The following is a 25,753-nucleotide window of genomic DNA, read 5'->3' on the forward strand; positions in this document are numbered from 1 at the left end:
AAGTGATTTTCATCGTTTGATCACCAGTCTCAACAGCTAACTATTCCAAGTCTCTATAGACTTGAAATCGTATCCAATGAGGTTGTTAGCGTATTGACCTAGGGTTCTATTACTTCATTTGGTTAATCGAGTAGTGTCCTCGCTAACAAAAAAAAGCACCCCGAGGAGTGCTTTGATTCATTGATAGAGTCTTACCAGTTTATCTGGAAGCCTCCTGGAATGCCTGATAGTATTTGTTGAAAATCTCTTCGTACTTGGCTGCTTCCTCTCGGTAACCACTTGCGCGGTATGCTCGAGTAATGCTATTGAGCGAGATTAACATCTGCTGCATTTCTTGCAAGTTGTAGTTCTGATTTTGAATCATGTATTCAAGCATTTCTGAAGTATTTTTTACGGTGATTTCAGAAATGTTATCTGCCATGCTTTTGAGCTGGGATGGCGCATCTACTTCACTCGTAGTAGAATCCTGACCCATGGTCTGCTGAGCAAGTTCTAAAAGAATACCTACCTGCTGCATATTGAAGTAGTCGTAAGGGATCGCTTCATTTGGCATCACCTTCAAACTTTTGGTAATCACGTCTTCTGCCTTTTTGTATTCTCCAGCATCCATCAAGCTGATGGCAAGTGAATTGAACGCAGAACGATGATTCAGAACAAAATTGCGATAATCCTCAGAGTAGTACACATCCGGATTGTCCAGCTCTCGCCACTGGTACTTATTCATCACATTGTCATACATTCTATCCAGGTCCACTTGATAATCTTGCGGATTTGGATTCAATATTGGGAGTATTCGGTAAGCAATCCCTTCCTGCACGGCATATTTTCTAATGTCGAAATTGACTGAGGCTAGCGAGGTGGTGTTCATGTAAATAGGACGTTCCCAGTTGGCATTGGCCAATAGGTCAATTACAGCCAGGTCACTTTTCTCCAGTCCACGACCTTTGATAGACCATTCCATACGATCCACCAGTCTATTCTTAAGGTTATCAGGCACAATGTCCAAAGACCTCACCTTGTTCACATCAACATTGATGAACATAGAGCGGGCAGGCACAGAATTGTAATAAGATCCTGTGCTCAAAGGGATTTGCAAAGCCTTGCGCTCTTCCTTGATCAAATCAAGGAATCTGTTGGCATTGATAGCTCCTTTAATACTTGGGTTTTCCACGACCGGTAAATAATCATTGAGACCACCTTGCTGGTAGTTTTTAAGTGAAAGGCTGAATGGTAGAGGCTCAGATTCATAGGCATCTCGCATCATCTGGCTTATGTACCAGTCTGTGTTGAAGTAGCTCAATACTACCACGCGGACATCCGTACGGAAACCTTCGACCTCCTGTACATACCAAAGCGGGAAGGTGTCATTATCACCACCAGTGAAGATGATGGCATTCGGAGCACAGGTATCCAGGTAGTTTTTTGCTGCATCTACTGAGAAGTATCTATCTGATCGATCATGATCATCCCAGTTTTCAGCAGCCATGATTGTAGGGATACAAAGTCCGAGAATAGTGGCTATGATGGCTAGTACTTGTTTGTTTTTCAACACCGCGCCGAGCAATTCGTAGATCGCCAACACACCAAAGCCAATCCAAATAGCGAATGCATAGTACGATCCTGAGTAAATGTAGTCTCGTTCTCTTGGCTCAATCGGTGGTGAGTTTAGGTAAAGGACCAGTGCCACACCTGTCAGGAAGAAGAGTAACAGAGTCACAGAGAAGTATCTCACATCTTTCTTATACTGGATGAACAATCCGAGTAGCCCAAGTAGCAATGGAAGGGAGAAGTAGATATTACGCCCTTTGTTTTCCTCCAGTAGTGTTGGTAATCCTGATTCAAAGGCATCTCTAATACCTACCCAGGATGCATCTTGCTGATCAGACGCACGTCCAGAGAAGTTCCATAAGAAGTACCTCATGTACATGGTTCCTACCTGGTGGCGGATCATGAAATAGATGTTGTCACTGAAGCTAGGTTTTTCGCCGGGTTGGAGGCCGGTGATTTCCCTATAGCGCCTTTTGTGTGGTTCCGATCCAGAGTACATCCTTGGCAGAATGGTCGTTTGTGCAGGATCGTAAACGTACTCTAGTTTGTAATCTTTGATTTCGTACTCTTCTTCACCTCTCATATAGATTGGGTCACCTTGTTTTTGTGACTCTACTGATGCGGTGAAGTACTGACCATGAAAAAGTGGTCTTGATCCATACTGCTCACGTTTGAGGTAGGATACGAACGATAGGATATCTTCAGGATTGTTTTCGTCAATTGGAGGATTGTAGCTACTTCTGATCAATACGATGGTGTATGAAGAATAACCAATCATGATGAACGTGAAACAAAGTAATATCGTGTTAAGGGTTAGCTTTTGTTTTTTGATGGAATAGAAAATACCATATACCAAAGCGCTCAAGAAAGCCACTCCAAAGAAGATCACTCCAGATCCGAATGGTAGTCCCAATCCATTGACAAAGAAGATTTCAAGGCTACCTGCTAGCGATGGCAAACCCGGGATGATTCCGATCATGATCAGAAGAATGGCGGCACCAGCAGCGGCCATGGTCAGCACGATTCCCCTCTTCGTGATTTTTTCATTGTATTTGAAATAGATGATCAAGCCTAGTGCCGGTAGGGTTACCAGGTTGAGCAAGTGTACCCCAATGGATAGTCCAATCATGTATGCAATGAGGATGATCCACTTGTTGCGGTCACCTTCATCTTCAATGTTTTCCCATTTGAGGATGGCCCAAAACACGAATGCCGTGAAGAATGCTGACATACCATAGACTTCTGCCTCCACTGCACTGAACCAATAAGAGTCAGAGAAAGTACAAGATAAAGCACCAACTAAACCAGCCCCCATTAGCAGGATGGTTTGCGCCAAGGTTTCTTCACCTTTTTTAATGCCAAGTACGCGTTTGGCCAGGTGAGTAATGGACCAGAATAGGAACAAGATGGAAAATGCAGTACTGATCACACTGACCATGGTTACCCAGTAGGCAACGCTTTCTACATCACCTGCGGCAAACATGGAAAATATTCGTCCTGTCAATAAGAAAAAAGGTGCTCCCGGAGGATGCGGTACTTCTAATTTATAGGAACACGCGATGAATTCGCCGCAATCCCAAAAACTAGCTGTTGGTTCGATGGTCATTACATATACTACCAGAGCAATGAAAAATACGATCCAGCCAGTGATTACATTAATTTTTTGATATCCCATCTTGAAAGTTTTGAGTCAACTTGGCGAAATTAGTAATAATGTGGTATAATCCTCAGAATTAGAATCCTAATCTACGCTTTGTTATTGCTCATGATCCTTTCATCGTTTGCTATGGAGTGAAAAGGAGGGCTATACCTAACGTTTACTGATTTTATTCATTGAGATGATCCGCTGAAGATCGCTTTTAAACTTACCTTTTTTGAATGTTCTTTTGGCGGCATGTTTAGTGCCTCTACTTTGTACTCGTTTTCGCCACATTTTCCAGCTGCTTAGTTTCATTTCCTGACGCATTAGTTTGATCACGTCTTTTTCAGGAATGCCAAACTGATCGTAAATGGCATCAAAAGTAGTTCGATCTTCCCACGCCATTTCGATGATTCTGTCAACAGATCGCTCGGATAGGGAATATTTGTCTTGTATTTTCATTGACCTGCCAACAATCTGTCTGCACACAATGTTGGGCCAATCGTGCAGGAAGAACAGATCAATATTGTTTGGTTCAAAAGGGACCTTAGGCTTAGTGATCATGAACCGCTTCATACCGTCATGGGCGGTGAAAGGCCCGTACTGCTACTCTATATTTATGAACCTTCTCTGATAGCTGCTCCAGAAATGGATGAGCGTCATTGGCAATTTGTACAGGAAAGCCTGGATGAAATGCAGGCAAAGGTTTTGGGTAGAGTACACATACTTCTTGGAGAGTGTAGGGAAGTGTTTGAGGAGCTGCTGGTGCGATATGAAGTGTCAGCAGTTTATTCCTATCAGGAAACAGGGTTGAAAGTCACCTATGATCGCGATTTGGAACTGAAAGATTTGTTTAAAGCTGAAGGTGTGCGGTGGATGGAATATCAAACCAATGGTGTGCGGCGAGGAAGGAGAAACCGGGATGACTGGAGCAAAGAGTGGTACCTCGCCATGGGAAAACCTCTGGCTGATGTTGAGTTAGACCTACACTTATTGATTGATGATGAAGCGTTAAAACATCAATTTGATGCATCTGAGTTTATAAGGGAGCTTCAAAAAAACGGTATGCAGCATGGCGGAGAAAAAATGGCTCAGCGCTACTTGCAGACTTTTCTTGATTCCCGAGCCACCAATTACAATCAGCACATATCCAAGCCGACCGAAAGTAGAAAGAGCTGCAGCAGATTGAGTCCGTACCTGGCTTGGGGCAATCTCAGCATGAAGCAAGTGTATCAGGCGGTGCAGCAAGCAAAGAAAGACGGAAACAAACGTAACCTAAATGCATTTGGATCAAGACTGAGGTGGCATTGCCATTTCATCCAGAAGTTTGAAATGGAGTGGCGCTATGAATCGGAAAACATCAACTCAGGCTATGATCAGATTCGCACTGAGCTAGATCTGGCCAAATTTGAAGCCTGGAAGAATGGCCAGACTGGCTATCCATTAGTGGATGCGTGCATGCGGTGTGTGAAGGAAACGGGTTATTTGAATTTTCGCATGCGATCTATGTTGGTTTCCTTTTTGACACACCACCTATGGCAGCCCTGGCAGCCTGGAGCTACGTTTCTCGCTCGGCAATTCTTAGATTTTGAACCAGGTATTCATTACCCACAGTTTCAGATGCAGGCAGGAGTGACAGGGATTAACACGATCCGCATTTACAATCCGGTAAAGCAGTCGCACGATCATGATCCTGAGGCTGTTTTTATCAAGAAGTGGGTTCCTGAATTGGCATCTTTACCAACCAGTTTTGCGCTGGAGCCATGGACCATGACTCCAATAGATCAAAGCTTTTACGGCTTTGAATTGGGAAGAAACTATCCATTGCCTATCGTGGATATCAAGGAAACCTACCGACATGCGAGCAAAGAGCTGTACAGGATGAAGGCAGATAAGAGCGTGAAAAAGGATGCCAAAAGGATATTGGCCAAACACACTGTCAAAAACAGATGGCCATGAAAACAGTGAGGAAATCAGATCTTCCACAAAAGATTTGTCCGGTCTGCAAACGGCCATTTACCTGGCGAAAAAAGTGGGCGAAGGATTGGGGGGCGCTGAAGTATTGCTCAGAAAGATGTCGCCGAAATAAGAAGGGTTTACTTGTAGACTAAGGTGTAATAGCCCAGCCAGATCAAGAAAAATAGGATGTAAGATGTAGATACGATGACGGCTGAAATGGATAACTTTTTATTGCTGAGCCAGTAGACTCCACATATTAAAAGTCCCCAATAGATCAGTTCAAAAATATTAAGTGCTTTTAGTGGATAGTGAAATTTCTGTTGGACGCTTCCATAATCGAAAAAGTTCATGAGGCTCCCCGGGTAGTAGGCCACATAATCGTGGTAGTTTGGATCTGTTTCTACCACTGTGAACCATACGGTTTTCAGCAACTCTGGAGCAATAAACACGAGCTCCATGATCATGACCATTTTCCAAAGTTCCGCATAGGTTACCCGGTAGCCAAATAGAAAACATCCTACCCAGAGGATAAAAGCAGTTAGGGTAAATTTCCAGGCCAGAAATATCGGAACCGAGAAATACTGTAGACCAAAAAAGAGATTCATGAGCCACATTTCCCCGCGCTCTTGTAGCACTTCGAAGGCAGCAATGCCATCAATGATGAAGGTTCCTTTAATGAAAAAAGCGGCGAAATAAAGCAGACATACAACTATGAAGAAGGCTTTTCCGTCAATGTTATACCAGTCATTTAGAAATTTCTCTCGTCCGTTCTTGATCCAGTTCATTGGGGCTAATTTGGGGATTTTTAATGATTATTGAATGGATGGATTTAATCTTGTGGAAATGATTTCAATTAAAACACGTTTGTTTGGAACAATAGTTGCCTTAAGAGCTTATTGCTAAGTCAAAGCACATGAAAAAGTATTCACTAGTTGCCATAATGTTAATGCTGCTAATCGGGGCCAGAGGTCAGTCTGATGTTCCGAAAATCCCTATAGATAGCAATTACAGTTTGCTTTCCAATCCATTTATCCAAATGGAAGCGACTCAGGCTATCAATGACATGTACAACTTCAAGTTTGAGCGGTCCATGTCACATTTCAAGTATTTGAAAAAGGAGTATGGCTGGCATCCGCTTCCCTATTTCCTGATGGGTCTCAACTATTGGTGGCGGATCTTGCCCAATTTCAACAATGAACAGTATGATGAGACTTTCTATGCTTACATGGATACCTCCATGGTTTTGGCTGAGCGTTTGTATAAAGATTACAACAGGGTAGAAGGCGCGTTCTTCTTAGCGGCAACCTATGCTTTCAAAGGTAGGCTTCATAGTGAGCGCCGTGATTGGGGCCGAGCAGCTGCCGCCGGAAAGAATGCCATGAACTATTTGGAGGAGTGCAGAGGAAATGGTGACTTAAGTCCGGAGTTGCTCTTTGGTGATGCTTTGTTCAACTACTACGCAGAGTGGGTGCCGGAGAATTACCCTTTGTTGAAGCCCATAATGGCGATCTTTCCTGATGGGGACAAAGAGAAGGGGATCGAGCAGCTGAAGATTGTAGCCCGAAATGCGTTTTATACGCGGACCGAGGCTCAGTATTATTTGATGCGTATTTCGTACTTCGAGGAACATGACATTCTGGGATCGATTCAGCTGGCAGAATATCTCCATCAAGTTTTTCCATACAATGCTTACTTCCATCGCTTCTATACTCGGTTGCTGTATCAATCTGGTAAGTACAATGATGCGGTCAAGGAATCAGAGAGTATTATCAATCGAATAGACAGTGCGTTTGCAGGCTATGAATACAACTCGGGTAGGTATGCTTCTTTTTTTATCGGGCACATTAGCGAAATGCGAGGAGATTTGAGCAAAGCCAAGAAGTATTTTGGGTTGGCAATGGAGTATGGAGAGGCAGCTGAGGCGACTGATATGGGCTATTATATTTATTCGGTGCTTCATTTGGGACGGATTGCCCTTCGGGAAGAAGAGGAGGAATTGGCGAAGGATTACTTCAAACAAGTCAAGAAATTGACCAAAAGAAGCCACGGTGCCAACAAAGAAGCTCGGGAGCGATTGAAGGATTTGTAATTAGTGTTGGCTCAATAATCCAAAGAAAACTTCTTTTTGACTTTGGACAGAGAAATGATTAATGATTAGCATTCGGCCATTTTGTCCTAGCGAATTTCTAAGATCAGGCGACTCAATCAACTTCATTAAAGTTGTTTTCCATTCATTTGGAGTGGTTGCGATGAAGCCGGTCTCACCATGCTTAACAATCTCTCCATTTACACCCACAGGGCTGGCAATAGCTGGGATCCCAAGCGCTAAATACTGAATCAGTTTGAATCCACACTTTCCACGAGACCATTCGGAATCTGTTAGCGGCATGACACCTATGTCCAGTTGGCTTAAATCGTCAATTTCTAATTCTTTCTTCCACTGGATGAATTGATAATTCTTAAGAGGTAGTTTCGGGTCTCTATTCGCGATAACTATGAACTTAAAGTCAACTTTTTGTTCGATTTCCTGCAGTACGGGTAAGATTTCTTCCAGATAGCTGAGGGTACTATGCGACCCAGTCCAGCCTATTGTGGGTATTGGGCTAACGGTTTTTACTGGACTATTGTTGATTTGGTGAATTTCAGTATTGACAATTGTCGGAAGAATCACTACTCGCTCACAACATCTTTTGGCATAATCTGCCAGGAATTCATTTCCAGTGGACACCTTCCAACTCCATTTGCAGATAGATGAGACTTTTGATCGCCATTTGAGTGTTTTCCAAAGCCAGCTTTCACCGGATTGGTCAGAGAGCCAAATCGCATCATCGAAATCATAGATGATTTTTTTGCCGAGGACCTGGCTGATCAAGTATTCTACTATTGGAGGACCGAGAGGCGTTGCTTCACGGTGAATAAATACATAATCATATGGCCTGAGTCTGAAAAGAAGTAGAAATCTTCTACAGAAACCCGAGATAATTCCCATTATTTTCTGTGGACCATTTCCTGATTGATAAAGAATATTCCAGGTATTGGTCGAAAGGAAGGGTTGAAAATCCCATTGGAACCCATTTTCTTCCATAAATTTGAGAAAATGCTCAAATCGGAAGCGCTGTGATGGCGCTTCATCTAGTGGATAGGGAGCTAGGAATAGAATTTTCTTCAATGGGAGTCCAGGACTTATTTATCACGCCAATTTATATCATTCTCTTTTCTTTGGTGGCTTATTTCATAAGACCTTATGTGACTACTCGTGAAACTAGAAGATATTTCATGCCGGCTCTCTGGGCTCGGTTTGGTGGCGCTATCATGCTGGGAGTGATTTACCAGTTCTACTATGGAGGTGGCGATACCTTTAATTATTTCACCCATGGGAGCCGATGGATATGGGAGGCATTTACTGATAGTCCGGTGATGGGTTTCAAATTGCTACTAGAGCCAGGCGGAGAAAGAGTGGGTGATACATTTGAGTGGAGTCAGCACATTTGGTATTACCGCGATCCGCACTCCTTTACCATTGTAAGAATAGCTGGATTTTTTGACTTGTTTACCATGCACACTTATTCTGCTACTGCCTTGTTTTTTGCCAGTTTCAGCTTTAGTGGATTGTGGGCGTTTTATTCTGTGGTTGAGAAAAAGTATGGTAACGCCAAATACTTGGCTTATGCGATTCTTTTCGTTCCTACGGTGGTATTCTGGGGATCTGGCATCTTAAAAGATACGATTACCCTTGGTGCCTTGGCATGGCTCACCTGGGCCGTGTTTAATGTACTGGAGTTTAAAAAGTACTCCCCGAAATACCTATTGGTAATCCTCATAACCATCTACATTATCTATTCGATCAAGATCTATATCATAGCTTGTTACATTCCAATGGCATTTGCCTGGGCATATTTGATTCATATGCAAAAGGTTCGGAATATTTTGGTCAAAATGGCTGTGGCTCCAATTCTCCTTTTTGTGTTCGCAATCATGGGCTATTATACCTTGAACGAACTTACAGAAGACAGCTCAAAGTACTCCATTGATGCAATAGCTGAGCAGGCGGCTATCACAGCGTATGATATTAGATATGGATGGGGCGCTAGAACTGGCGGAGATGGAGGGTATGACTTGGGGGAGCTAGATGGTACATGGCAGAGTATGATTCGACTAATGCCAGCGGCTATTAACGTAAGTCTATTTCGTCCTTATTTATGGGAAGTGAGAAATCCACTCATGCTATTAGCTGCTCTGGAGTCTTCTTTATTATTTATATTGACCTTATTTGGAGTCTTCAAGAAAAGAATAAATTTTCTGTTAAATGACCCTTTTCTAGTATTTTGTCTAGTTTTCGCACTGATGTTCGCTTTTGCAGTTGGAGTAAGTACGTTTAATTTTGGTACTTTAATGAGGTATAAAATTCCGCTAATTTCATTTTATGCAGTGGTTTTGGTGTTAGGAATTTTTGGCCATAAAGACAGGTTTAGTTCATAAAATCGAATAGATGTTCAAACAGAAAATTAAAAAGAGAATAAGGAATTTTATTACTTCTCTCGACCTGCCACATTTCAAGGTTATTCGCTGGCAATTAGATGATTTGGCTGCACAGAACATTTTGTCAAGTCATTTTAATTTTTCTAGCTACTTCCCTCTGACAAATTGGTCATTACGGCCTAGTACCATTCTTCATGTGTTAAATGATATTAGTATTAATTCACGTAAATGTATAGTTGATATTGGATGTGGAGTTTCGACTATTTACATGGCCAAACATTTGGACTTGATCAAGTCGAGAGCCAAAATTTACGCAATAGATGAAAGTGAAAGTTGGTTGAGAATTCTCGATGACTATTTAAAAAGAGAGGGACTAAGCCAGTATGTCGAGTTAGTCCATGCTCCACTTATACCATCTGGATTAGCCATCAGTTCAAACAATTTATGGTATGATACGGATATTTTGAAATCTGCGATTAATGCTAATAAGATCGATTTGATTTTGGTTGATGGACCGAGTGGAGACTCCTCTCCTTTTGCAAGATTTGGAGCTGTACCACATTTCAAGAATTTTTTGTCAAATAGATATTCAGTATTCATTGATGACACTTCTAGAAAGGATGAGAAAGAAATAGTCAAGCGGTGGAGTGACGAGCTAAATTTGCACCCCCTTGTTTACAATAGGTATGTTCAATTCACCACTGATAACGAGTTTTACTCTGAGCCATTTTTTCAGATGTACGATAAGTTGATTAAATTTTAAAAGATGTTATCATGCGGTCTGCGAGCCCATCTGTTTCTATTATTGTTCCCACATATAACCGTGAAAGACTTATCGTTGAGACATTACAATCAGTTTTAGATCAGACTTATCAGGACTGGGAGTGTATAGTAATAGATGATGGATCTGAAGACAAAACGGTTAGCCTAATCGAAGAATTTATCAAGCAAGATTTTCGTTTTAAATCATATGAGAGGGATACTGAACCAAAAGGCGCTCCGACTTGCAGAAATATTGGAATTGAGAAATCTCAAGGAAGGTATATTGTATTTTTAGATAGCGATGATCTTCTAGGTGCGGAATGTCTTAAAAACCGGGTTCAGTATTTTTTGGATAATCCTGAGAACGATTTGTTGGTCTTTAACACTATTGGTTTCAAGACTAAGCCTGGGGACTATAATTTGCTCTGGAATAAATTGTGCAGCGATAAACTAACGAGTGATCTATATAGGTTTCTCATAGGAGATACTCCATGGGCAACTCCATCTACGATCTGGAAGAGATCTACCCTTGTAAGAATAGGCGGATGGAATCAGAAAGCGAAAAATTGGCAAGATTGGGATATTCATATCAGAGCATTGCTCCATGGAGTTCAATATAAAAAAATCGATTCCGGACCAGATTGTTACTTTAGATGCGATCATTCAGAAATTTCCATTGGTAAATCTGAAAAAAAGCAAGCTCAACTTTTGTCGAGAGCAAAGACGCTCTCTACTATTTGTGATTTACTATTAACAAGTCCTCAATGCAACGCGAAGTTATTGGAGGCTTGTGCTTTACAGTATTTCAGAATTTCAGTACTAATGATTGGGGCCAATGTGAATTATATAGACTTCTGGTCTGAAGTTAGACATAAAAAGTTGATAAATACTTTCTGGTTTTATTTTTGGGATCTGTATTTGAGGTTTCGTTATTTCTCTGAAACTAATGCTAGAAACCCTATCAAAAGATTGATGGACCAAACCATATATAGGTTAGGAAAGCTACATTTTTGGGATAGATCTATAACATTCAAACGAATTTTTTTGGAAACTAAATGAGTCATCCACTAGTCAGTGTTATTATTCCAGCATTTAATTGTGAGCGATATATAGTACAGTCTGTACAAAGTATTCTTGTTCAGACCTACACCAATCTCGAAGTGTTGATTTGCGATGATTGCTCAAGTGATAATACGCTGAATACCTTAAATTCTCTCTCCGACACCAGATTGCGCATCTTTCATAATAAACAGAATCAGGGAGTGGTTCGAACTCGCAATTTCCTTATCAAGAAAGCAGGTGGTTCTTTCATAGCCCTACAAGATGCGGACGATTGGTCTCTTCCCGAACGGATCCAAAAGCAAGTCGAGTTACTTCTAGCGAATGAGCAATTAATGGCTTGTGGTACAGGATTCATAAAGGTGGATGAAAGAGGAAATGAGCTATTTCGGAAAGTCTTTAATGTCAACTATGACAAGATCAGGAATTCAATACTTAAAGACTATTCTTTCTTATGTGGAAGTGTGATGTTTCGTACCGAATATTTTTCAAAACACCGATATCATGAGTTTTTTGCTAATAGTGGGAACGAGGATTTGTATCTAATGGGTATTTTGATTCTAGATCATCGCTTTACCAACTTAGAGGAGCCTCTGTATTGTTACAGACTTAATATTATGTCCCTCACGAAGCTAGGGGAGAATAAAAATACAAGAAGGGTTTACATTAATCAGATAACACAAAGGCTTTTGGAAGATTATGATCGGACTAAAACAAATTGGTTAGAAGAGGGCAATATTAAGGCACTAAAGGAATTTGAAGACAGAATAAAAGCTGACTATCCAAACTTACACAGGGAGCTTAATGAACGGAATATTGGTCAATTGCTTTATTGGAAACAATTTGGGAGGGCGTTCAAGTTTGCATGGCTAAACTTATTGGATAATCCGGATTATGATGGCTTTCGTTTACTGGCTTACGTATTCAAACGAGCAATTCTGAAAAGATGACTGTAAGTATTATCATTCCCACCTTCAATCGATCGGCTCAATTATCGGAGCTTATACAAGCTTTGAGAAAACAGAGTTTCAATGAGTTTGAGGTCATTTTTGCGAATGATGGATCTACAGATAACACCACGGAGGTTCTGCATCAATATCAACTTGAAGTTCAGGATTTAAAGATTAAAGTGGTTAATTCTGAGAACATAGGTAGAGCACGAATTCGAAATCTGGCTGTAACTCATGCTGATTCAGATCTGCTTATATTTTATGATGATGATGTGAGGCCTAATGTTCATTCAGTCAAGCAGCATGTTTTGAGCCATTCCAAATATGATGAATTATTGATTGTGAGTGGGAGTTGTAATTATGACTCTACCAGATTTACCCATTTGTTTAGTGAATTTAGACAAGAAATGGAGGGATTGTGGACCGATGGGGCTAGCAACCTTATGGAATCTAAAACTTTGCGTATCAATGGAGGAAATTTTTCTATTAAGAGGAAGCTCTTTCAGGAAATTGGCGGATTCGATGAGAGGTTGAGAGATAAAGAGGACTTTAAGTTATCTTATGATGCTAAACAGTATCATGGTGCTCGAGTGCTAAATAATCCTGAATCATGGGTTTTTCATGATGATTTTAAGAATCTCACTGAATTCATAGAAAGAGGAATTGAATCTAGAAAAGAGGAGCAAAAACTCAAGCAATTAGATTCATCAATCGAGAAGTTTGACCCTGACCGATTCAATATTACCTTGCCTAAGGAGTTTAAATTTCAAATTGCAGGAATCATCTTTAGAAATAAAATTGTTTTGCATTTTATCGAATGGTTTTTGGGATTGAAATTACTACCTAACAGAATAGCCTTTAAGTTATATGATATCTGTATTACGGTGAATATTCAATATTTCAAATAGGGATCATTAACATGAAAAGAGTTCTTATCCTATCATATCACGCCTTACCCTTGGATGTGATTTCCTCGTACAGGGCAAATGCGTATCTCAATCACCTTCACAAATATGGATATCGACCAACTTTGATCACCCATGACTGGGATAATCCGGATAGTAATGAAATAAAAGAAGAAGATTTTGATTTTGGGACAGTCATAAGAATTCCTATTGGTTACCACATGACGCCTTCTTGGAAGATGGGAATTGAGAAAACCCCCTTTCTTAACAAGATTGGAATCTTTTTGAGGTGGCTGCAAGGTCATCTCGACAATTCTCCAGAAATGATTGGTAATTATAGGTCTTATAAGATGTTTTGTAATCAACACCTAAACGAAGTGTCCTACCATTTGATACTAGGAATTTTTTCTCCTCATCACCACCTTAGATTATGTTATGAACTTCATATGAAAACAGGTGTTCCTTATATGCTGGACTTTAGAGATCTTTGGGACAATCGTATAATTCATTTGAATTATACCCCAAATTTTACCCAGAAAATTCAGGATCATATCACACGCTATTTTTGGAAGAGGTGGCTCAGTAAGGCAATTAGTTTTAGTGTAACCAGCAAGCAATGGGCGGATAAAATAAATGAGTTTAGTACGGTTACCGGTTATGTAATTTTAAATGGTTTTGACGGAGAGAAAGGCCAAAACCAAAACAAATCTCAAGGTCAGACTTCTGAGAATTCATCCGAATTTATTGTGGTATATGCAGGCTCACTTTATCAAAATCAGAAATTAGATATATTCTTGGAGGGTTGCCGTCAATTCGTGCACGAATTTTCCCCATCCGCATTCAAAGTTAAGTTTATAGGTGCCGATCGCGAGGGCTCAGACCAGCATGATTACAGTGGTTATTTGAATCGGCCGAAAGAAAAAATAAGAAGTTTTCTGACTTCAATTCATTGTGATGTAACCAAACGAGTTCCTAAAAGTGAAATGTTGAAGCTAATGGAGCAAGCTCAAATAGCTCTTTTTCCATCATTACCAGATTCTCCAGGAACTTATCTAGGAAAGATATATGATTATCTCTGGAGCGAAAGAAATATTTTAGTGGTTCCTGAGGATCATTTGGTTGGTGATATTGTTCGTGAAACACAAACAGGTGTTGTTTGCAATACTGCTGTTGAAGTGGCAAATTATTTGAAAGAAAGCTATGACAACTGGATGTCTGACGGATACTTGAAATATGAGGGAAATGAGGAACTCATCTATAAATATTCACGACAAGAACAAGTGAAAAAGTTAGCTTCAATTATGGATAATTATCTTGTGCCTGAATGAAGTTGACTGGTAAAAACATCCTTATTATCTCGCCAGAGCCTTGGCATCATATTTTTGTCTCCAAACATCACTACGCCCAGTTCTTAGCTCTTTCAGGTAATCGCGTAGTTTTTGCAAACCCCCCAGGTAACTCATGGCGATTGGAATTACTTGAAAAAGAAGGATTGACAATATTGGATTACCCAAGGTTCATTCTGGGTCTTAGGAAGTTACCTGCCTTCATCTCCAGGTGCCTTATCCTCCGAAGGTTTAAACAAATTGAGAAAGTTTGCCAAATTCGCTTTGATATTGTCTGGTCATTTGATAACTCTGTTTTTTTTGATTTCACATTATTGCCAGCTTTTTGTTTGCACCATATTGTAGATTATAATATGAATTTTGAGATCGCAAAATCAGCGAGCACAGCGGATATTTGTTTATTTGTCTCAGAACCTATTGGAAGGCGATTGATGAAATATAACTCAAACTCATATTTCATCAATCATGGGTTTAATAGTCTTGACCAGAATTTGAGGAGTAAGTCAAGATTTTTAACAAAAAACTCTGGAGTTAATATTGGTTATGCCGGTAATCTTGATATCAAATATATCGACTGGGACACTATTCAAAAAGCTGTGGAACAATTGCCTAATTGCCAATTTTACTTCGCTGGATCTTCAAAGAAAAACAAAGAGGTTTTTAGTAACTCTAATGTTCATTTGGTGGGAGTTTTAGATCAAGTAAACCTTCAGCAATTCTATAAAGAAATGGATGTTTTAATCATTTGTTACGACTCTAATCAATACAAGGATCAGTTGGCTAACCCACATAAAATGATGGAATACCTAGGTTCTGGTAAGCCTATAGTCAGCTCTTTTAGTGAGACTTATGCCGAGAATCTAGATATTCAAATGTCGTCAAGCAAAGAGGAGTGGTTACCATTGCTTAAAAGTACAATAGAGAACCTTGACCACTGGAACTCGAAAAAATTACAGAGGAGAAGGCAAAAAGTAGCTCTTGATAATACCTATCCAACCCAGATTCAACGTATTGAGAAATTAATCCATCATGATGAATGATTTAGTATCGATTATCATGCCCGTTTATAATGCTGAAAGGTACTTAAGCACTTCAATAAAGTCCGTAATTACTCAGACATACACTAATTGGGAGCTGGTGATTGTTAATGATGGAAGTACAGATAACTCAAGAGAAATAATCGAAAGCTTCTCAGACAATCGGATTGTTTACATGGAGCAAGAGAATAGAGGGGTTAGTTCTGCACGTAATCTGGCGTTGACAAAAATTAAAGGTCAGTATTTCTGTTTTTTAGATGCTGATGACTTATTCACATCAGTAAGTTTAGAGTCTCGAATAAAGGTATTTAATGAGAGTCCTGATATTGACTTTGTTGATGGAGCCGTGCAGTATGTGAACGAAGAATTGAACTTCCTCGGAAGAAAATATATTCCAGATTTTAAAGGATATCCGTTTGAGAGACTATTAAGAATGAATTCTGAATGTATGTTTGGTAATACCTGGATGATAAAAAAAGACGCTGAAATTAATTACAGTTTTCAGGAGGACATGACACACGCAGAAGATTTGTTTTTCTACCTGACTATTTCAAAATCAAAGAAATATAGCTTCACCAAAGAGGTAATACTAAATTATCGGCAGCACGAGAAATCGGCGATGAAGGATTTGAAGGGATTGGAGGAAGGATATAAAAGACTCTTGCAAAAAGTGTCTGAGTTTTTTCCAGAAGAGTATACGATGTACATCAAGTATCGAATCATTCGCGTCATGTTTTTGTCATGGTTAATTGATGGTAAGCGACCAATCAAAGCTATTCTTTCGGTGTTTAAGTTTATGAATCAATGAAGCCATTAAACACACTTGTTTTTGTCTATAATAGCTTTGGAGATCCCCTTTTTCAAAACCTGTTATTGTCCTATATCAAAACCTTGACTAAAAAAGTTGATGGACAATTTCATATCATCTCCTTTGAACAACCCAATTACCGGTTTTCCGAACAGGAACAATTAGAAATCCATCAAGAATTAAATAAGCTAGATATTTTTTGGCATCCTTTGGCTTTTCATACAGGGGTGCGTTTCCTTTTGATACGTAAAATATGGGATGGTATTCAGGCATTGTGGAAAGTGTTGGTGATCCGTTTAAGGTTTAGAACCAAGATTTTATTATCATTTGCCAATGTAGCATCAGCGATGGCTATTCTATTTAAAGAAATTTTCAGAATGACCATGATCGTATATTCCTATGAACCACACAGTGAGTTCATGGTGGAACTTGGTTATTGGTCAAAGAAAAGTCTGAAATACAGACTGTTGAACTCATTAGAATATTATGTAGGTCAAAGAGCAGAGTACATACTTACGGGTACAAAACACATGGTAGCTCGGCTGAAAAGAGAAAATTCAAATGCGAGTGTTTTTCGAGCACCTACCAGTGTTGATAGCGATTTATTCTATTATAACGATAAAGAGCGACTGGCTATTCGCAAAAGCTTATCGATCGAAGATCGGCAGGTCTTTATTTATGTTGGGAAATTTGGAGGGCTATATTACGAGGAAGAAATCCCCCAATTCTTTTACTATCTCAAAGAAAGATTACCAGATTCTTATTTCCTGATAGTTTCACCTGATGATCCAGCTAAACTAAAAAGTCTTTTGCTCCGGTATCTTAGGAGTGAATCTTTTCATATAGATAGAGCCACCAGACCTGAGGAAGTACGAGCATTTGTTTCATCTGCGGACATAGGCATCAGTGGGGTGCCACCATCCCCCTCTCAGAAGTATCGTTCACCAACTAAAGTTGCCGAGTACTTGTTATGTGGCTTACCATACATTACTACGAGAGGAGTGTCCGAAGATGATGACTATGCATTGAAACACGGGGTTGGAGTAGTGCTGGATAGTTTTGGTAAGGTGTTGCCTGCTGATGCCATGGGTCAGATTCAGCAGTTGATCGATGAAGAACCCACAACACGAAGGGAGCGCTGTAGAAAGGTTGGAATGGAGTATCGGTCGAAGGAACATGTGGACAACGTTTTACATGAAATATACAAGAGCATAATGCAGGTCTGTTAATTTATTCACTCTGTTCATTAGTTATAGGCCATGAAATGTCAAATATCCCTTCATTCAATCGGTTTATCGATTATTTAAGTAAACGGTAATAATCTATTTTACCTTCGAAGCATAAATGAATAGAATTGACGATTGTAGAGCGGTGCATAAAGCAATATAAATGAAGGAACGATTTGGCATAGTCATGCAGGAACTTCCTGGATCAACAGAAACATTTATCAAAGCTCACATAGACGAGTTGCAGCCGAGATTTGTATATACCGGAGCTCCAATCCCACAATTTGTCAATAAGCGTAGATTGCAGCCATTTTTTAAGCGAGCTATTAGAAAAGTGGCGGCGTTAGTTAAAAATGAAACCTATTGGCACGACGAAATTGCCTTTGAAAAGCACTTGAAAAAGCATTCAATTGAAGTTCTACTGGCAGAATATGGAGTAGTTGGTGCATATATTTATAAAATCTGCCAGCGGTTAGGTGTTAAGTTGATTGTCCACTTTCATGGATATGATGCGTCCATGAAGTCTGTGACTAAACGACTAGGTAATGAGTATCGAGCGATGTTTGAGGTAGCTCACAAGGTCATGGCAGTATCGACGGAAATGAAAAGTGATTTGGATGCTCTAGGTTGTGATCCTGAGAAAATAAGCATTAACCCATACGGACCAAACGAGGAGTTTTATAAAGTAACTCCAAACTATCAGTCACAGAACATTGTAAGTTTGGGTCGTTTCACCGAAAAAAAAGCTCCCCAAGTGATCGTTGAGGCTTTTGCGAGAATTCTAAAAACGTTTCCAGATGCTCGGTTGAGAATGATTGGCGAAGGTGAGTTAAAGAAAAAATGTGAAGAGCAAGTAATTGACTTAGGCCTAGAAAATCAGGTTGAGTTTCTAGGACTTCTATCAATGGAGCATATTTGCCATGTATTTCAGGATTCAAGCATTTTCGTTCAGCACTCCGTTCAGGCGCAAAGCGGAGATAAGGAAGGATCTCCAGTAGCTATTATGGAGGCAGCCGCAGCAGGTCTTCCTATTGTTTCTACGAGACATGCAGGCATTGTAGAAACAGTAATTGAAGAAGAAACAGGATATTTGTGCGATGAGCATGATGTGCAAACGTTTAGTGACAATCTGAAAGAAATGCTAGAACAGAAGAGTAAAAGAGAACAAATGGGAAAGGCAGGTAGGGTTCACATAAAAGCTAATTTTTCCAGGCAGAAGCATATTGCCTGTCTTAAGCAGTTAGTTAGTAAGGCAATTTAATATGGATGATATTACAATTATAGAGCCTAAGAAAGGGTGGCAACTAGTGGACTGGAAAGAGCTTCTCCATTATCGTGATCTGCTCTATTTCTTAACGGTTAGGTCTATCAAGGCTAAATATGCTCAGTCGGTTTTAGGAGTTGGTTGGGCCATATTGCAACCACTCATTCAAACAGTCATATTCACTGTCATATTTGGAAATCTTGCTAAACTAAGCTCTGATGGTACGCCTTACATCCTGTTTAGTTACGTAGCGATGGTTCCATGGAACTACTTCTCGAATATTCTTTCAGGGAGTGCCGGAAGTTTGGTAACTAATAAAAACTTGTTATCAAAGGTGTATTTCCCAAGAATCGTATTGCCGTTATCGACTGTTTTCTCAGCCCTAATTGATTTTGGGATAGCTTTCTTGGTTATGATTGGATTCTTTGTGTATTACCAGTTTGTGCCTAGTTGGGAGATCGTATTCTTTCCTATTCTCATGTTGATACTTATCATGACTTCCTTAGGAACTGGAATGATTCTGTCGGCCCTAGCCGTTCAGTATCGAGATGTGCAGTATGCCATGACCTTTTTGGTTCGGTTATTAATGTATGGTGCACCTGTAGTCTATTCGGTTTCCATTATTCCTGACAAATACCTTTATTGGTACGCCCTCAATCCGATGGTTGGAGTGATTGAAGGGATGCGATCCGCTTTTTTGGGTACTAAACCCATGCCTTGGGATTTGGTTGGAATCGGAGCACTGGTTGCGATAGTTGTATTTTTGTTTGGGGTACTCTATTTCAAACGAATGGAAAAGTATTTTGCAGATATAGCTTAAGTATATGTCAGGTACAGTAATCAAAGTAGAGGGGTTATCTAAGCGCTACCGAATTGGACTTGAGGAGAAGGCCGATACGTTCGCTGAGCAGCTAAAAAACTCTTTATTATATCCAATAAGAAACATTAAAAAAATCACTCAGATGACTCGCTTTTCAGAAGACGATGAATCAGTTTTTTGGGCATTGCGAGACATTAACTTCGAAGTTAAAAGAGGAGAAGTTCTGGGAATAATTGGTCATAATGGAGCTGGAAAAAGTACTCTATTGAAGATCCTGAGTAGGATAACGGAACCAACCTCTGGAAGGATCGAAATCCAGGGTCGTGTGTCTGCATTATTGGAGGTAGGCACAGGATTTCACCCAGAACTCACTGGTAGGGATAATGTCTACATGAATGGAACCATATTGGGCATGCGTAAGAAGGAAATCGATGCAAAGTTTGATGAGATTGTGGCTTTTTCCGGAGTAGAGAAGCATATAGATACACCCGTGAAGTTTTACTCATCTGGCATGAGGGTGCGTTTGGCTTTTAGTGTAGCAGCTCATTTAGAGCCAGAGATTTTGATCATCGATGAAGTATTGGCTGTAGGTGATGCTGAGTTCCAAAAGAAGTGCCTCGGTAAAATGGAAGATGTGGCCGGACAGGGGCGAACGGTCCTTTTTGTAAGCCATAATATGGCAGCAGTCGAGAGTTTATGTACTAGAGGAATTGTACTTGAAAATGGAGTAATTGGAGGATTAGGAGAAGTTAGAAATGTGATTGACAGCTACATCAATATAGGAAAATCTACTACAGAGAATTTCACGACAATTGGATCTGCTAGATTTCTATTAAAGAGATTTTTCTTTACTAGTCTCACTTCATCTCTAATAGACAACGTTGTTAAGGTAGGGGATGATATAGAGTTGAATATGGAGTTAGAAATCTTGCCTGAGATTGAAATTTCTTCTTTGAAAATTGCGATATCAATAAGGAGAGAAGATCTGGATCAAGTTGTGGTCTTAAATCCTAAATTTTCAGGGTTTCAACCATTGGATCATCAGTTAAGACTAAAATGCAAGATAGATAGGTTCCCTTTAGCAATTGGCAGGTATCCAATAGATGTCAACTTCCACCTTAATGGAGATCAATTCTTATTGAATTCAGTTGTTGTATTGGACGTCCATGAGGGAGATTTCTATAAGAATGGAACCAAGGTGAAGGTAAAATCCATAATTAACGTGACTCAATGTTGGTCATATGCTTGATTTTGTAGGTATTGGAGTTTCCAAAAGTGCTACAAGTTGGTTGGCAAAGAACTTGATGGAGCACCCTGGAGTGTTTATCCCAAATTCTAAAGAATTACACTTTTTTAATGGGCGTAAAGTCCCATACGATGATTCCTTGAAGTATTTAAAGAATCTTTATAAGGATAAAATTAGTTTGTTTTTATGTGGAGAATTTACACCAAGATATTTTGCATCAAGAGAAGCTTTGTTAAGGATAAGAGAATCTTGCCCTGATACCAAAATTATTCTTAGCCTTAGGAATCCGATTGAAAGAGCACTCTCACAACACAAATACTTTGTTTATAACAAGAAAAAGGAGAATTGTCTCAACCCTATGAAGGCGTTCAAAGGCTTTTACAAAGCCGACTACATAGATAAAAGTCTTTATTCGGAAAATCTACGATATTTATTGTCACTATTTAATTCTGCTAACATCAAAGTGGTATTCTATGATGATATAGTGACAGAGCCGCAACTAGTTTTTGATGCCGTTTGTGATTTTTTGAAAATTGAGAGAATGGAAGTATTGAATGAAAAGATAAATAGAACCAACTCAGATTATAAGGGTGGTATTTCATTACTTATTAATTTTTATAATAAGGTTCTTCTTAACATTGATTACGCAGCTAATTTCAAGCAAACCAAAGAATACAAATTCTTACAATTAATTGGTAATTACAGATTATTGAGAGCTGGTTTCTTGAAATTAAAACCTTTAGTACAGGTGTTAGGACGTATTGAATCAAAGGTTATTAACTATTCTATGCAAAGCTTAAAAAGTGATGAAAAGATAAGTCTATTATCTAAGTATTTTGTGAGAGATGTTGAGAGACTTGAGTCTATATTGGGTAAGGACTTAAGTCATTGGAAAACGATTAGTGATAATTATATAAATGATGAACAGTAGGGTAAATACATTTCATTTAGGGCCACAAAAATCAGGTACAACTTGGTTGTTTAGGGCTATGAAAGAACACTATCAAGTAGCCACCTCTGAATCTGACTCAATTCATTTCTTTAATATGTTCTATCATAAAGGTGAAGAGTGGTTTCATGACAAGTTTTCAACGTTTAATAGACCTGTGATTTTTGATCCAAGCCCAAGTTATATTCGAGGAGATATAACAGCAAAAAGAATATATGAATATAATGCTGATGCTAAACTAATGATTACCGTTCGTAATCCCTTAGAAAGAGCTTTTTCACATTACTGGCATGAAAAGAAGAAAGAGCGCTTCAATTTTGGTTTTCAGGAGGTTTTTTTGAACTATGACCTTTACGTGAACTGGTTGGAGCCAGGTTTTTACGCTCAGCAAATAACAAGGTTTCTTGATTATTTTCCTTCAGAGAGTTTTAAGATTCTTTTTTTTGATGATTTGGAGTTGGATCCGAAGAGATTCATTAGAGATGTTTATAACTATTGTAACATAGATTCAACCTTCATTCCCTCTGTAATCAATAGTCGCGTTAATGCAGCAGGAGTTAAAAAATCTACTGAAAAAAAAATTAGAGAGGAGAGCGTTAGTAAGATTCCTTTTTTTGGGCGTAGATTTTTAAGGTTGAAAAGACTTTACCGTCCTGATTATATCGAAAGGTTTGAGGACCAAAGTAAGGAAATAAAGTTAAAGCTGCTTGATGTATTTATTAGTGAGATTGAAGAGTTAGAGAAAATTGCAGGCAGGGATTTAACCAAATGGAAAATGTATTAAAGATGGTTCTTTATTTACATGATGTTGGCGTTGAGGATAATACATTAGTTGGAGCCAATTACTTCAATAGAGATCCACTAGGGCAAATTGATGAAATTATCTGTCAACTAAAGAAACGAGGGATTGATGTCGTTTTATCTGCTGATGATGGTTATAAGTCGATTTTTTTGATTTTGCCTATTCTGGAAAAGTATAAGGTTAGATTAATCTGTTTTATAACTGCCGGGTTTATAAATGGTGAGATATATCCATATGAGGTAGAATTGAGTACATTATTGCAACAACGTGATAAAATCAAGTTGAACTCTAAGATTTACTCAGTTTATGATCGGATTAGTAAGGAAAGATTTTTTCTGGACATCCACAAGGGCTTAAAATTGTTAAACTATGATAAAAGATTACAATTCATTTCGAAGTTAGTTTTGGAAAATGATTTCTCTGTAGAACAATTGCGATCCAATTTATTTTTAACAAGCGATGAGTTGTTGGATTTATCTCGTCATTCTTTAGTTGAAATTGGAGATCATTCTTTTTCACACCTATGTTTGACTAGTCAAAAAGGTCATATTGTATTAAACGAATTATATAAGTCGAAAAGGTATCTCACAGAAATTGTCGGTAAGAGAATTACAAAGCTCAGTTATCCATATGGTGCTAACAATCCATATGTCAGAACAATAGCAAGGTTTTGTGGATATGAATCAGCATTTGGCACCCATACATCAGGTACTTATTCTGGCTTCAATCTACCAAGATACAGTTTGCAGGAAGCAAGAGAATTTCTAAAAAGTTAATTTCGCCTATGAGAATTCTTATAGGAATACTCCATTGTATTGAAAATGAATTTGAAGATTGTTTAACAGCGTTAAAAGCTCAAACTTATCAAGATTGGGACTATTTTGTTTTGAGAAATATGCCAAATAAAGAGGCTCATGATAGTTTATATGCAGAATTTATGAATAAAGCTTGTGACTTTGACCTTTTTTTAAAGGTTGATGCTGATATGGTAATAACAAGAAACACTTTTCTTCAAGAACTTATTGATCAAATGAATGTCAATGAATTGTTCAATCATTTTCGAATTGGTGTTTTTGACCACTTTACAAAACGCATTATTCATGCAATGCACGTTTACAGGTCAGATGTAAAATGGTATAAAAATGAGGAGCTATATTTCGTTGATATGGTTAACAATCAAGTTAGAACCAAAACTTTTATTAAAGCCTCTGACCCCTTGGTTCCGGCTGCAAATCACTGTCCCAACCCTTCGTCTTTTCAATCTTTTCATTTTGGGTTACACAAAGTTTCAAAAATCATTCAAACTGGTGCTTCTGTCAAGAATGAAGTAATGGCTAGGGTACATTTGGAAACAGTGAAGAGAGTGTTCGAGTTGCATGAAAATAATATGTGTTTACTTGGAATAGTATGGGCTTTTAGCAATAAAGTTTCTAGTAAGGAGGTTGATTACAACTCAAATTCTGTCTTAGAAGCGCATCAGTATTATCATAATAAACCCACCCATGAACTTGAGATAATTATTGGAGATTGGATTAAAAGTAATCCATTTGATATAAGATCTGATGTCTGGGATGAGTTTGCGGTGAGATTTTACACATTAGGACAACCATTTTGGATAGCTCAAATAAAGAGCTGGCTTTGGAAAATTAAAAGACTGAAACTTTTTACTTACAATTGAAAATTCTATTCTCTTTCTATGATAGGCCTGGTTACACTGGTGGTCCTGCGATAAATGCACGTAGATTGCTACCTGAGCTTAGTAAAATGGGAGTTGAAGTTCATGCCCTGATCAAGTATTTTGATGATAGTGATGTGGCTAACCACTTGATAGCTATGGGTATTTACGTTCATAAATACACAGGGAATATTTATTCAGAAAAAGAGGTAGTTGAAATTATGAAAGTTGTGGAGAAGGTTCAGCCAGATATTTATGTGTGCAATATAAATACACCTGGGTGTTTTACCTCTCCATGGTTAATTGAATCAGGAATTCCTACAATAAACACTCATAGGAGTGATGATGATTTGAATTGGGGTCGAGCAGTTTTCTTTTCTGATCGAAACAATCACTATCACACATCGGCATGTGTATGTGTAAATAAATGGCTGGAAACTGAAATGAAAAACAGACTCAGGGGAAACTCAATAAAAACAAGAGTAATCCCTTCTGGTGTATATCCTTCTCGGTTTAAAGCCAATTTTGATATGAAAGCAAGAGGTGTTGTTTATACTGGTAGATTTCAGGATAAGCAAAAAAATGTTCTTGAGCTACTAGAGTGTATGATCGAATTGATCAAATTAGGCATTGTTGATTACGCAACGTTAATTGGGTCAGGGGTTTTGCTTTATGATTTAAAACTAAGGGTCGTTGAAGAAGGATTAGACAATGTGATTAAGATTATGCCAAGAATGGATGGTGATGATTATAAAAAGGAAATGTCAAGACATCACTATTTCTTATTTAACTCCAACTACGAAGGGACACCGGGTGCCGTTATGGACGCAATGTCATGTGGTTTGATACCTATTGTTAGGAGATACAATGGTGTAACAGAATTAGTTGAGGATAGTTGCGGTTTTGTTTTTAATGAAATCCACGTTGTACCAGAATTAATCGGTGGTTTGATTATTGATAACAAAAATGAGATTGAGCTTTCCAACAATGCTATTAATAAGATATCGCAAGGTTTTTCGATTGAAATATCAGCAAATCGTTGGCTTAGTTTATTTGATGAATTACTGATGACAGTTCAAAAAAAGAAGCAATTCAAAATACCAACTAAGATTGTATTACCAAAGTTAGTCCCGCAACTTTTAGAACATCATGTGAAACCAAGTCTCCTTAAGAGGTTAGTGACCTTATACTATAAAAAAATTTGGAAATATTGATTAGCTTTTAAAGTGAATCGTTTGTTCGTTTGACATTTACCATTGTATGTCGATAAAAAAATCAC

At 38.8% G+C, this 25,753-nt stretch carries 24 protein-coding genes; 20 read left to right on the top strand and 4 right to left on the bottom strand.

Annotated features, from left to right (window positions below):
- Nucleotides 1-199: 199 nt before the first annotated feature.
- Both ACO067_RS15520 and ACO067_RS15525 read right to left on the bottom strand, forming a co-directional pair.
- Nucleotides 200-3,223 (bottom strand): DUF2723 domain-containing protein, encoded by a 3,024-nt coding sequence (locus tag ACO067_RS15520; RefSeq protein ID WP_421875597.1) that lies wholly within the window; start codon nt 3,221-3,223, stop codon nt 200-202.
- A 135-nt stretch (nt 3,224-3,358) separates the two neighbouring features.
- Nucleotides 3,359-3,649, bottom strand: a complete 291-nt coding sequence (locus ACO067_RS15525; protein ID WP_421875599.1) for a TIGR03643 family protein — start codon at nt 3,647-3,649, stop codon at nt 3,359-3,361.
- 42 nt (nt 3,650-3,691) lie between these two features.
- Between ACO067_RS15525 and ACO067_RS15530 the strand changes: the two genes are divergently transcribed.
- Nucleotides 3,692-5,146 (top strand): deoxyribodipyrimidine photo-lyase/cryptochrome family protein, encoded by a 1,455-nt coding sequence (locus tag ACO067_RS15530; RefSeq protein WP_421875601.1) that lies wholly within the window; start codon nt 3,692-3,694, stop codon nt 5,144-5,146.
- Nucleotides 5,143-5,298, top strand: coding sequence for a DUF2256 domain-containing protein (locus ACO067_RS15535; protein WP_421875603.1), 156 nt, complete (start codon nt 5,143-5,145; stop codon nt 5,296-5,298). Before ACO067_RS15530 ends, ACO067_RS15535 begins: the two co-directional genes overlap by 4 nt.
- Here the strand turns inward: ACO067_RS15535 and ACO067_RS15540 are convergent.
- The gene (locus tag ACO067_RS15540) at nt 5,284-5,931 is read right to left on the bottom strand and encodes a sulfate ABC transporter permease (RefSeq protein ID WP_421875605.1); all 648 of its coding nucleotides are present in this window, start codon (nt 5,929-5,931) and stop codon (nt 5,284-5,286) included. The genes ACO067_RS15535 and ACO067_RS15540 overlap by 15 nt on opposite strands.
- Nucleotides 5,932-6,059: 128 nt before the next feature.
- Here ACO067_RS15540 and ACO067_RS15545 point away from each other — a divergent pair, with 128 nt between their 5' ends.
- The gene (locus ACO067_RS15545; RefSeq protein ID WP_421875607.1) at nt 6,060-7,235 is read left to right on the top strand and encodes a tol-pal system protein YbgF; all 1,176 of its coding nucleotides are present in this window, start codon (nt 6,060-6,062) and stop codon (nt 7,233-7,235) included.
- Here ACO067_RS15545 and ACO067_RS15550 read toward each other — a convergent pair whose 3' ends face one another.
- Nucleotides 7,236-8,315 carry a glycosyltransferase gene (locus ACO067_RS15550; protein WP_421875609.1) on the bottom strand — a complete coding sequence of 360 codons (1,080 nt, stop codon included), beginning with the start codon at nt 8,313-8,315 and terminating at the stop codon, nt 7,236-7,238.
- Here ACO067_RS15550 and ACO067_RS15555 point away from each other — a divergent pair.
- The 17 genes from ACO067_RS15555 to ACO067_RS15635 all read left to right on the top strand — a co-directional run bounded on the left by ACO067_RS15555 (nt 8,315) and on the right by ACO067_RS15635 (nt 25,688).
- Nucleotides 8,315-9,625, top strand: a complete 1,311-nt coding sequence (locus tag ACO067_RS15555; RefSeq protein WP_421875611.1) for a hypothetical protein — start codon at nt 8,315-8,317, stop codon at nt 9,623-9,625. The genes ACO067_RS15550 and ACO067_RS15555 overlap by 1 nt on opposite strands.
- A 10-nt stretch (nt 9,626-9,635) precedes the next feature.
- Nucleotides 9,636-10,388: a class I SAM-dependent methyltransferase gene (locus tag ACO067_RS15560; RefSeq protein ID WP_421875613.1), complete on the top strand. Its 753-nt coding sequence runs from the start codon at nt 9,636-9,638 to the stop codon at nt 10,386-10,388.
- Nucleotides 10,389-10,399: 11 nt separating this feature from the next.
- Nucleotides 10,400-11,446, top strand: coding sequence for a glycosyltransferase family 2 protein (locus ACO067_RS15565; RefSeq protein WP_421875615.1), 1,047 nt, complete (start codon nt 10,400-10,402; stop codon nt 11,444-11,446).
- Nucleotides 11,443-12,396: a glycosyltransferase family 2 protein gene (locus ACO067_RS15570; RefSeq protein WP_421875617.1), complete on the top strand. Its 954-nt coding sequence runs from the start codon at nt 11,443-11,445 to the stop codon at nt 12,394-12,396. The genes ACO067_RS15565 and ACO067_RS15570 overlap by 4 nt, the downstream gene beginning before the upstream one ends.
- Entirely contained in the window at nt 12,393-13,304 is a 912-nt protein-coding gene (locus ACO067_RS15575) for a glycosyltransferase family 2 protein (protein ID WP_421875619.1), read from the top strand. The genes ACO067_RS15570 and ACO067_RS15575 overlap by 4 nt, the downstream gene beginning before the upstream one ends.
- 11 nt (nt 13,305-13,315) lie before the next feature.
- Entirely contained in the window at nt 13,316-14,629 is a 1,314-nt protein-coding gene (locus ACO067_RS15580) for a hypothetical protein (protein ID WP_421875621.1), read from the top strand.
- Complete coding sequence (locus ACO067_RS15585) at nt 14,626-15,687, top strand: hypothetical protein (protein ID WP_421875623.1); 1,062 nt, start codon at nt 14,626-14,628, stop codon at nt 15,685-15,687. Before ACO067_RS15580 ends, ACO067_RS15585 begins: the two co-directional genes overlap by 4 nt.
- Nucleotides 15,677-16,492, top strand: coding sequence for a glycosyltransferase family 2 protein (locus ACO067_RS15590; RefSeq protein WP_421875625.1), 816 nt, complete (start codon nt 15,677-15,679; stop codon nt 16,490-16,492). Before ACO067_RS15585 ends, ACO067_RS15590 begins: the two co-directional genes overlap by 11 nt.
- Nucleotides 16,489-17,721 carry a hypothetical protein gene (locus ACO067_RS15595; RefSeq protein WP_421875627.1) on the top strand — a complete coding sequence of 411 codons (1,233 nt, stop codon included), beginning with the start codon at nt 16,489-16,491 and terminating at the stop codon, nt 17,719-17,721. The genes ACO067_RS15590 and ACO067_RS15595 overlap by 4 nt, the downstream gene beginning before the upstream one ends.
- Before the next feature lie 184 nt (nt 17,722-17,905).
- Nucleotides 17,906-18,979: a glycosyltransferase gene (locus ACO067_RS15600; RefSeq protein ID WP_421875629.1), complete on the top strand. Its 1,074-nt coding sequence runs from the start codon at nt 17,906-17,908 to the stop codon at nt 18,977-18,979.
- A gap of 1 nt (nt 18,980) precedes the next feature.
- Nucleotides 18,981-19,802: an ABC transporter permease gene (locus ACO067_RS15605; protein WP_421875631.1), complete on the top strand. Its 822-nt coding sequence runs from the start codon at nt 18,981-18,983 to the stop codon at nt 19,800-19,802.
- 4 nt (nt 19,803-19,806) lie between these two features.
- Nucleotides 19,807-21,051, top strand: a complete 1,245-nt coding sequence (locus ACO067_RS15610; RefSeq protein WP_421875633.1) for an ABC transporter ATP-binding protein — start codon at nt 19,807-19,809, stop codon at nt 21,049-21,051.
- Nucleotides 21,044-21,979 (top strand): sulfotransferase family protein, encoded by a 936-nt coding sequence (locus tag ACO067_RS15615; protein ID WP_421875635.1) that lies wholly within the window; start codon nt 21,044-21,046, stop codon nt 21,977-21,979. The genes ACO067_RS15610 and ACO067_RS15615 overlap by 8 nt, the downstream gene beginning before the upstream one ends.
- On the top strand, nt 21,969-22,781 hold the full coding sequence (locus ACO067_RS15620; protein ID WP_421878316.1) for a sulfotransferase domain-containing protein: 813 nt from the start codon (nt 21,969-21,971) through the stop codon (nt 22,779-22,781). Before ACO067_RS15615 ends, ACO067_RS15620 begins: the two co-directional genes overlap by 11 nt.
- A complete protein-coding gene (locus ACO067_RS15625; RefSeq protein WP_421875637.1) occupies nt 22,766-23,575 on the top strand; it encodes a polysaccharide deacetylase family protein in 810 nt (269 codons plus the stop codon). Before ACO067_RS15620 ends, ACO067_RS15625 begins: the two co-directional genes overlap by 16 nt.
- An 8-nt stretch (nt 23,576-23,583) precedes the next feature.
- Nucleotides 23,584-24,477, top strand: coding sequence for a hypothetical protein (locus tag ACO067_RS15630; RefSeq protein WP_421875639.1), 894 nt, complete (start codon nt 23,584-23,586; stop codon nt 24,475-24,477).
- A complete protein-coding gene (locus ACO067_RS15635) occupies nt 24,474-25,688 on the top strand; it encodes a glycosyltransferase family 4 protein (RefSeq protein WP_421875641.1) in 1,215 nt (404 codons plus the stop codon). Before ACO067_RS15630 ends, ACO067_RS15635 begins: the two co-directional genes overlap by 4 nt.
- Nucleotides 25,689-25,753: the final 65 nt, after the last annotated feature.

Origin of the sequence: Marinoscillum sp. (genome assembly GCF_965229915.1) — a bacterium.
Taxonomy (GTDB): Bacteria; Bacteroidota; Bacteroidia; order Cytophagales; family Cyclobacteriaceae; genus Marinoscillum.

Bases quoted from the DNA above. Each gene is read 5' to 3' on its own strand.
- ACO067_RS15520 (WP_421875597.1), bottom strand. From the start codon at position 3,223: ATGGGATATCAAAAAATTAATGTAATCACTGGCTGGATCGTATTTTTC.
- ACO067_RS15525 (WP_421875599.1), bottom strand. From the start codon at position 3,649: ATGAAAATACAAGACAAATATTCCCTATCCGAGCGATCTGTTGACAGA.
- ACO067_RS15535 (WP_421875603.1), top strand. From the start codon at position 5,143: ATGAAAACAGTGAGGAAATCAGATCTTCCACAAAAGATTTGTCCGGTC.
- ACO067_RS15540 (WP_421875605.1), bottom strand. From the start codon at position 5,931: ATGAACTGGATCAAGAACGGACGAGAGAAATTTCTAAATGACTGGTAT.
- ACO067_RS15545 (WP_421875607.1), top strand. From the start codon at position 6,060: ATGAAAAAGTATTCACTAGTTGCCATAATGTTAATGCTGCTAATCGGG.
- ACO067_RS15555 (WP_421875611.1), top strand. From the start codon at position 8,315: ATGGGAGTCCAGGACTTATTTATCACGCCAATTTATATCATTCTCTTT.
- ACO067_RS15560 (WP_421875613.1), top strand. From the start codon at position 9,636: ATGTTCAAACAGAAAATTAAAAAGAGAATAAGGAATTTTATTACTTCT.
- ACO067_RS15565 (WP_421875615.1), top strand. From the start codon at position 10,400: ATGCGGTCTGCGAGCCCATCTGTTTCTATTATTGTTCCCACATATAAC.
- ACO067_RS15570 (WP_421875617.1), top strand. From the start codon at position 11,443: ATGAGTCATCCACTAGTCAGTGTTATTATTCCAGCATTTAATTGTGAG.
- ACO067_RS15575 (WP_421875619.1), top strand. From the start codon at position 12,393: ATGACTGTAAGTATTATCATTCCCACCTTCAATCGATCGGCTCAATTA.
- ACO067_RS15580 (WP_421875621.1), top strand. From the start codon at position 13,316: ATGAAAAGAGTTCTTATCCTATCATATCACGCCTTACCCTTGGATGTG.
- ACO067_RS15585 (WP_421875623.1), top strand. From the start codon at position 14,626: ATGAAGTTGACTGGTAAAAACATCCTTATTATCTCGCCAGAGCCTTGG.
- ACO067_RS15590 (WP_421875625.1), top strand. From the start codon at position 15,677: ATGATGAATGATTTAGTATCGATTATCATGCCCGTTTATAATGCTGAA.
- ACO067_RS15595 (WP_421875627.1), top strand. From the start codon at position 16,489: ATGAAGCCATTAAACACACTTGTTTTTGTCTATAATAGCTTTGGAGAT.
- ACO067_RS15600 (WP_421875629.1), top strand. From the start codon at position 17,906: ATGCAGGAACTTCCTGGATCAACAGAAACATTTATCAAAGCTCACATA.
- ACO067_RS15605 (WP_421875631.1), top strand. From the start codon at position 18,981: ATGGATGATATTACAATTATAGAGCCTAAGAAAGGGTGGCAACTAGTG.
- ACO067_RS15610 (WP_421875633.1), top strand. From the start codon at position 19,807: ATGTCAGGTACAGTAATCAAAGTAGAGGGGTTATCTAAGCGCTACCGA.
- ACO067_RS15615 (WP_421875635.1), top strand. From the start codon at position 21,044: ATGCTTGATTTTGTAGGTATTGGAGTTTCCAAAAGTGCTACAAGTTGG.
- ACO067_RS15620 (WP_421878316.1), top strand. From the start codon at position 21,969: ATGAACAGTAGGGTAAATACATTTCATTTAGGGCCACAAAAATCAGGT.
- ACO067_RS15625 (WP_421875637.1), top strand. From the start codon at position 22,766: ATGGAAAATGTATTAAAGATGGTTCTTTATTTACATGATGTTGGCGTT.
- ACO067_RS15630 (WP_421875639.1), top strand. From the start codon at position 23,584: ATGAGAATTCTTATAGGAATACTCCATTGTATTGAAAATGAATTTGAA.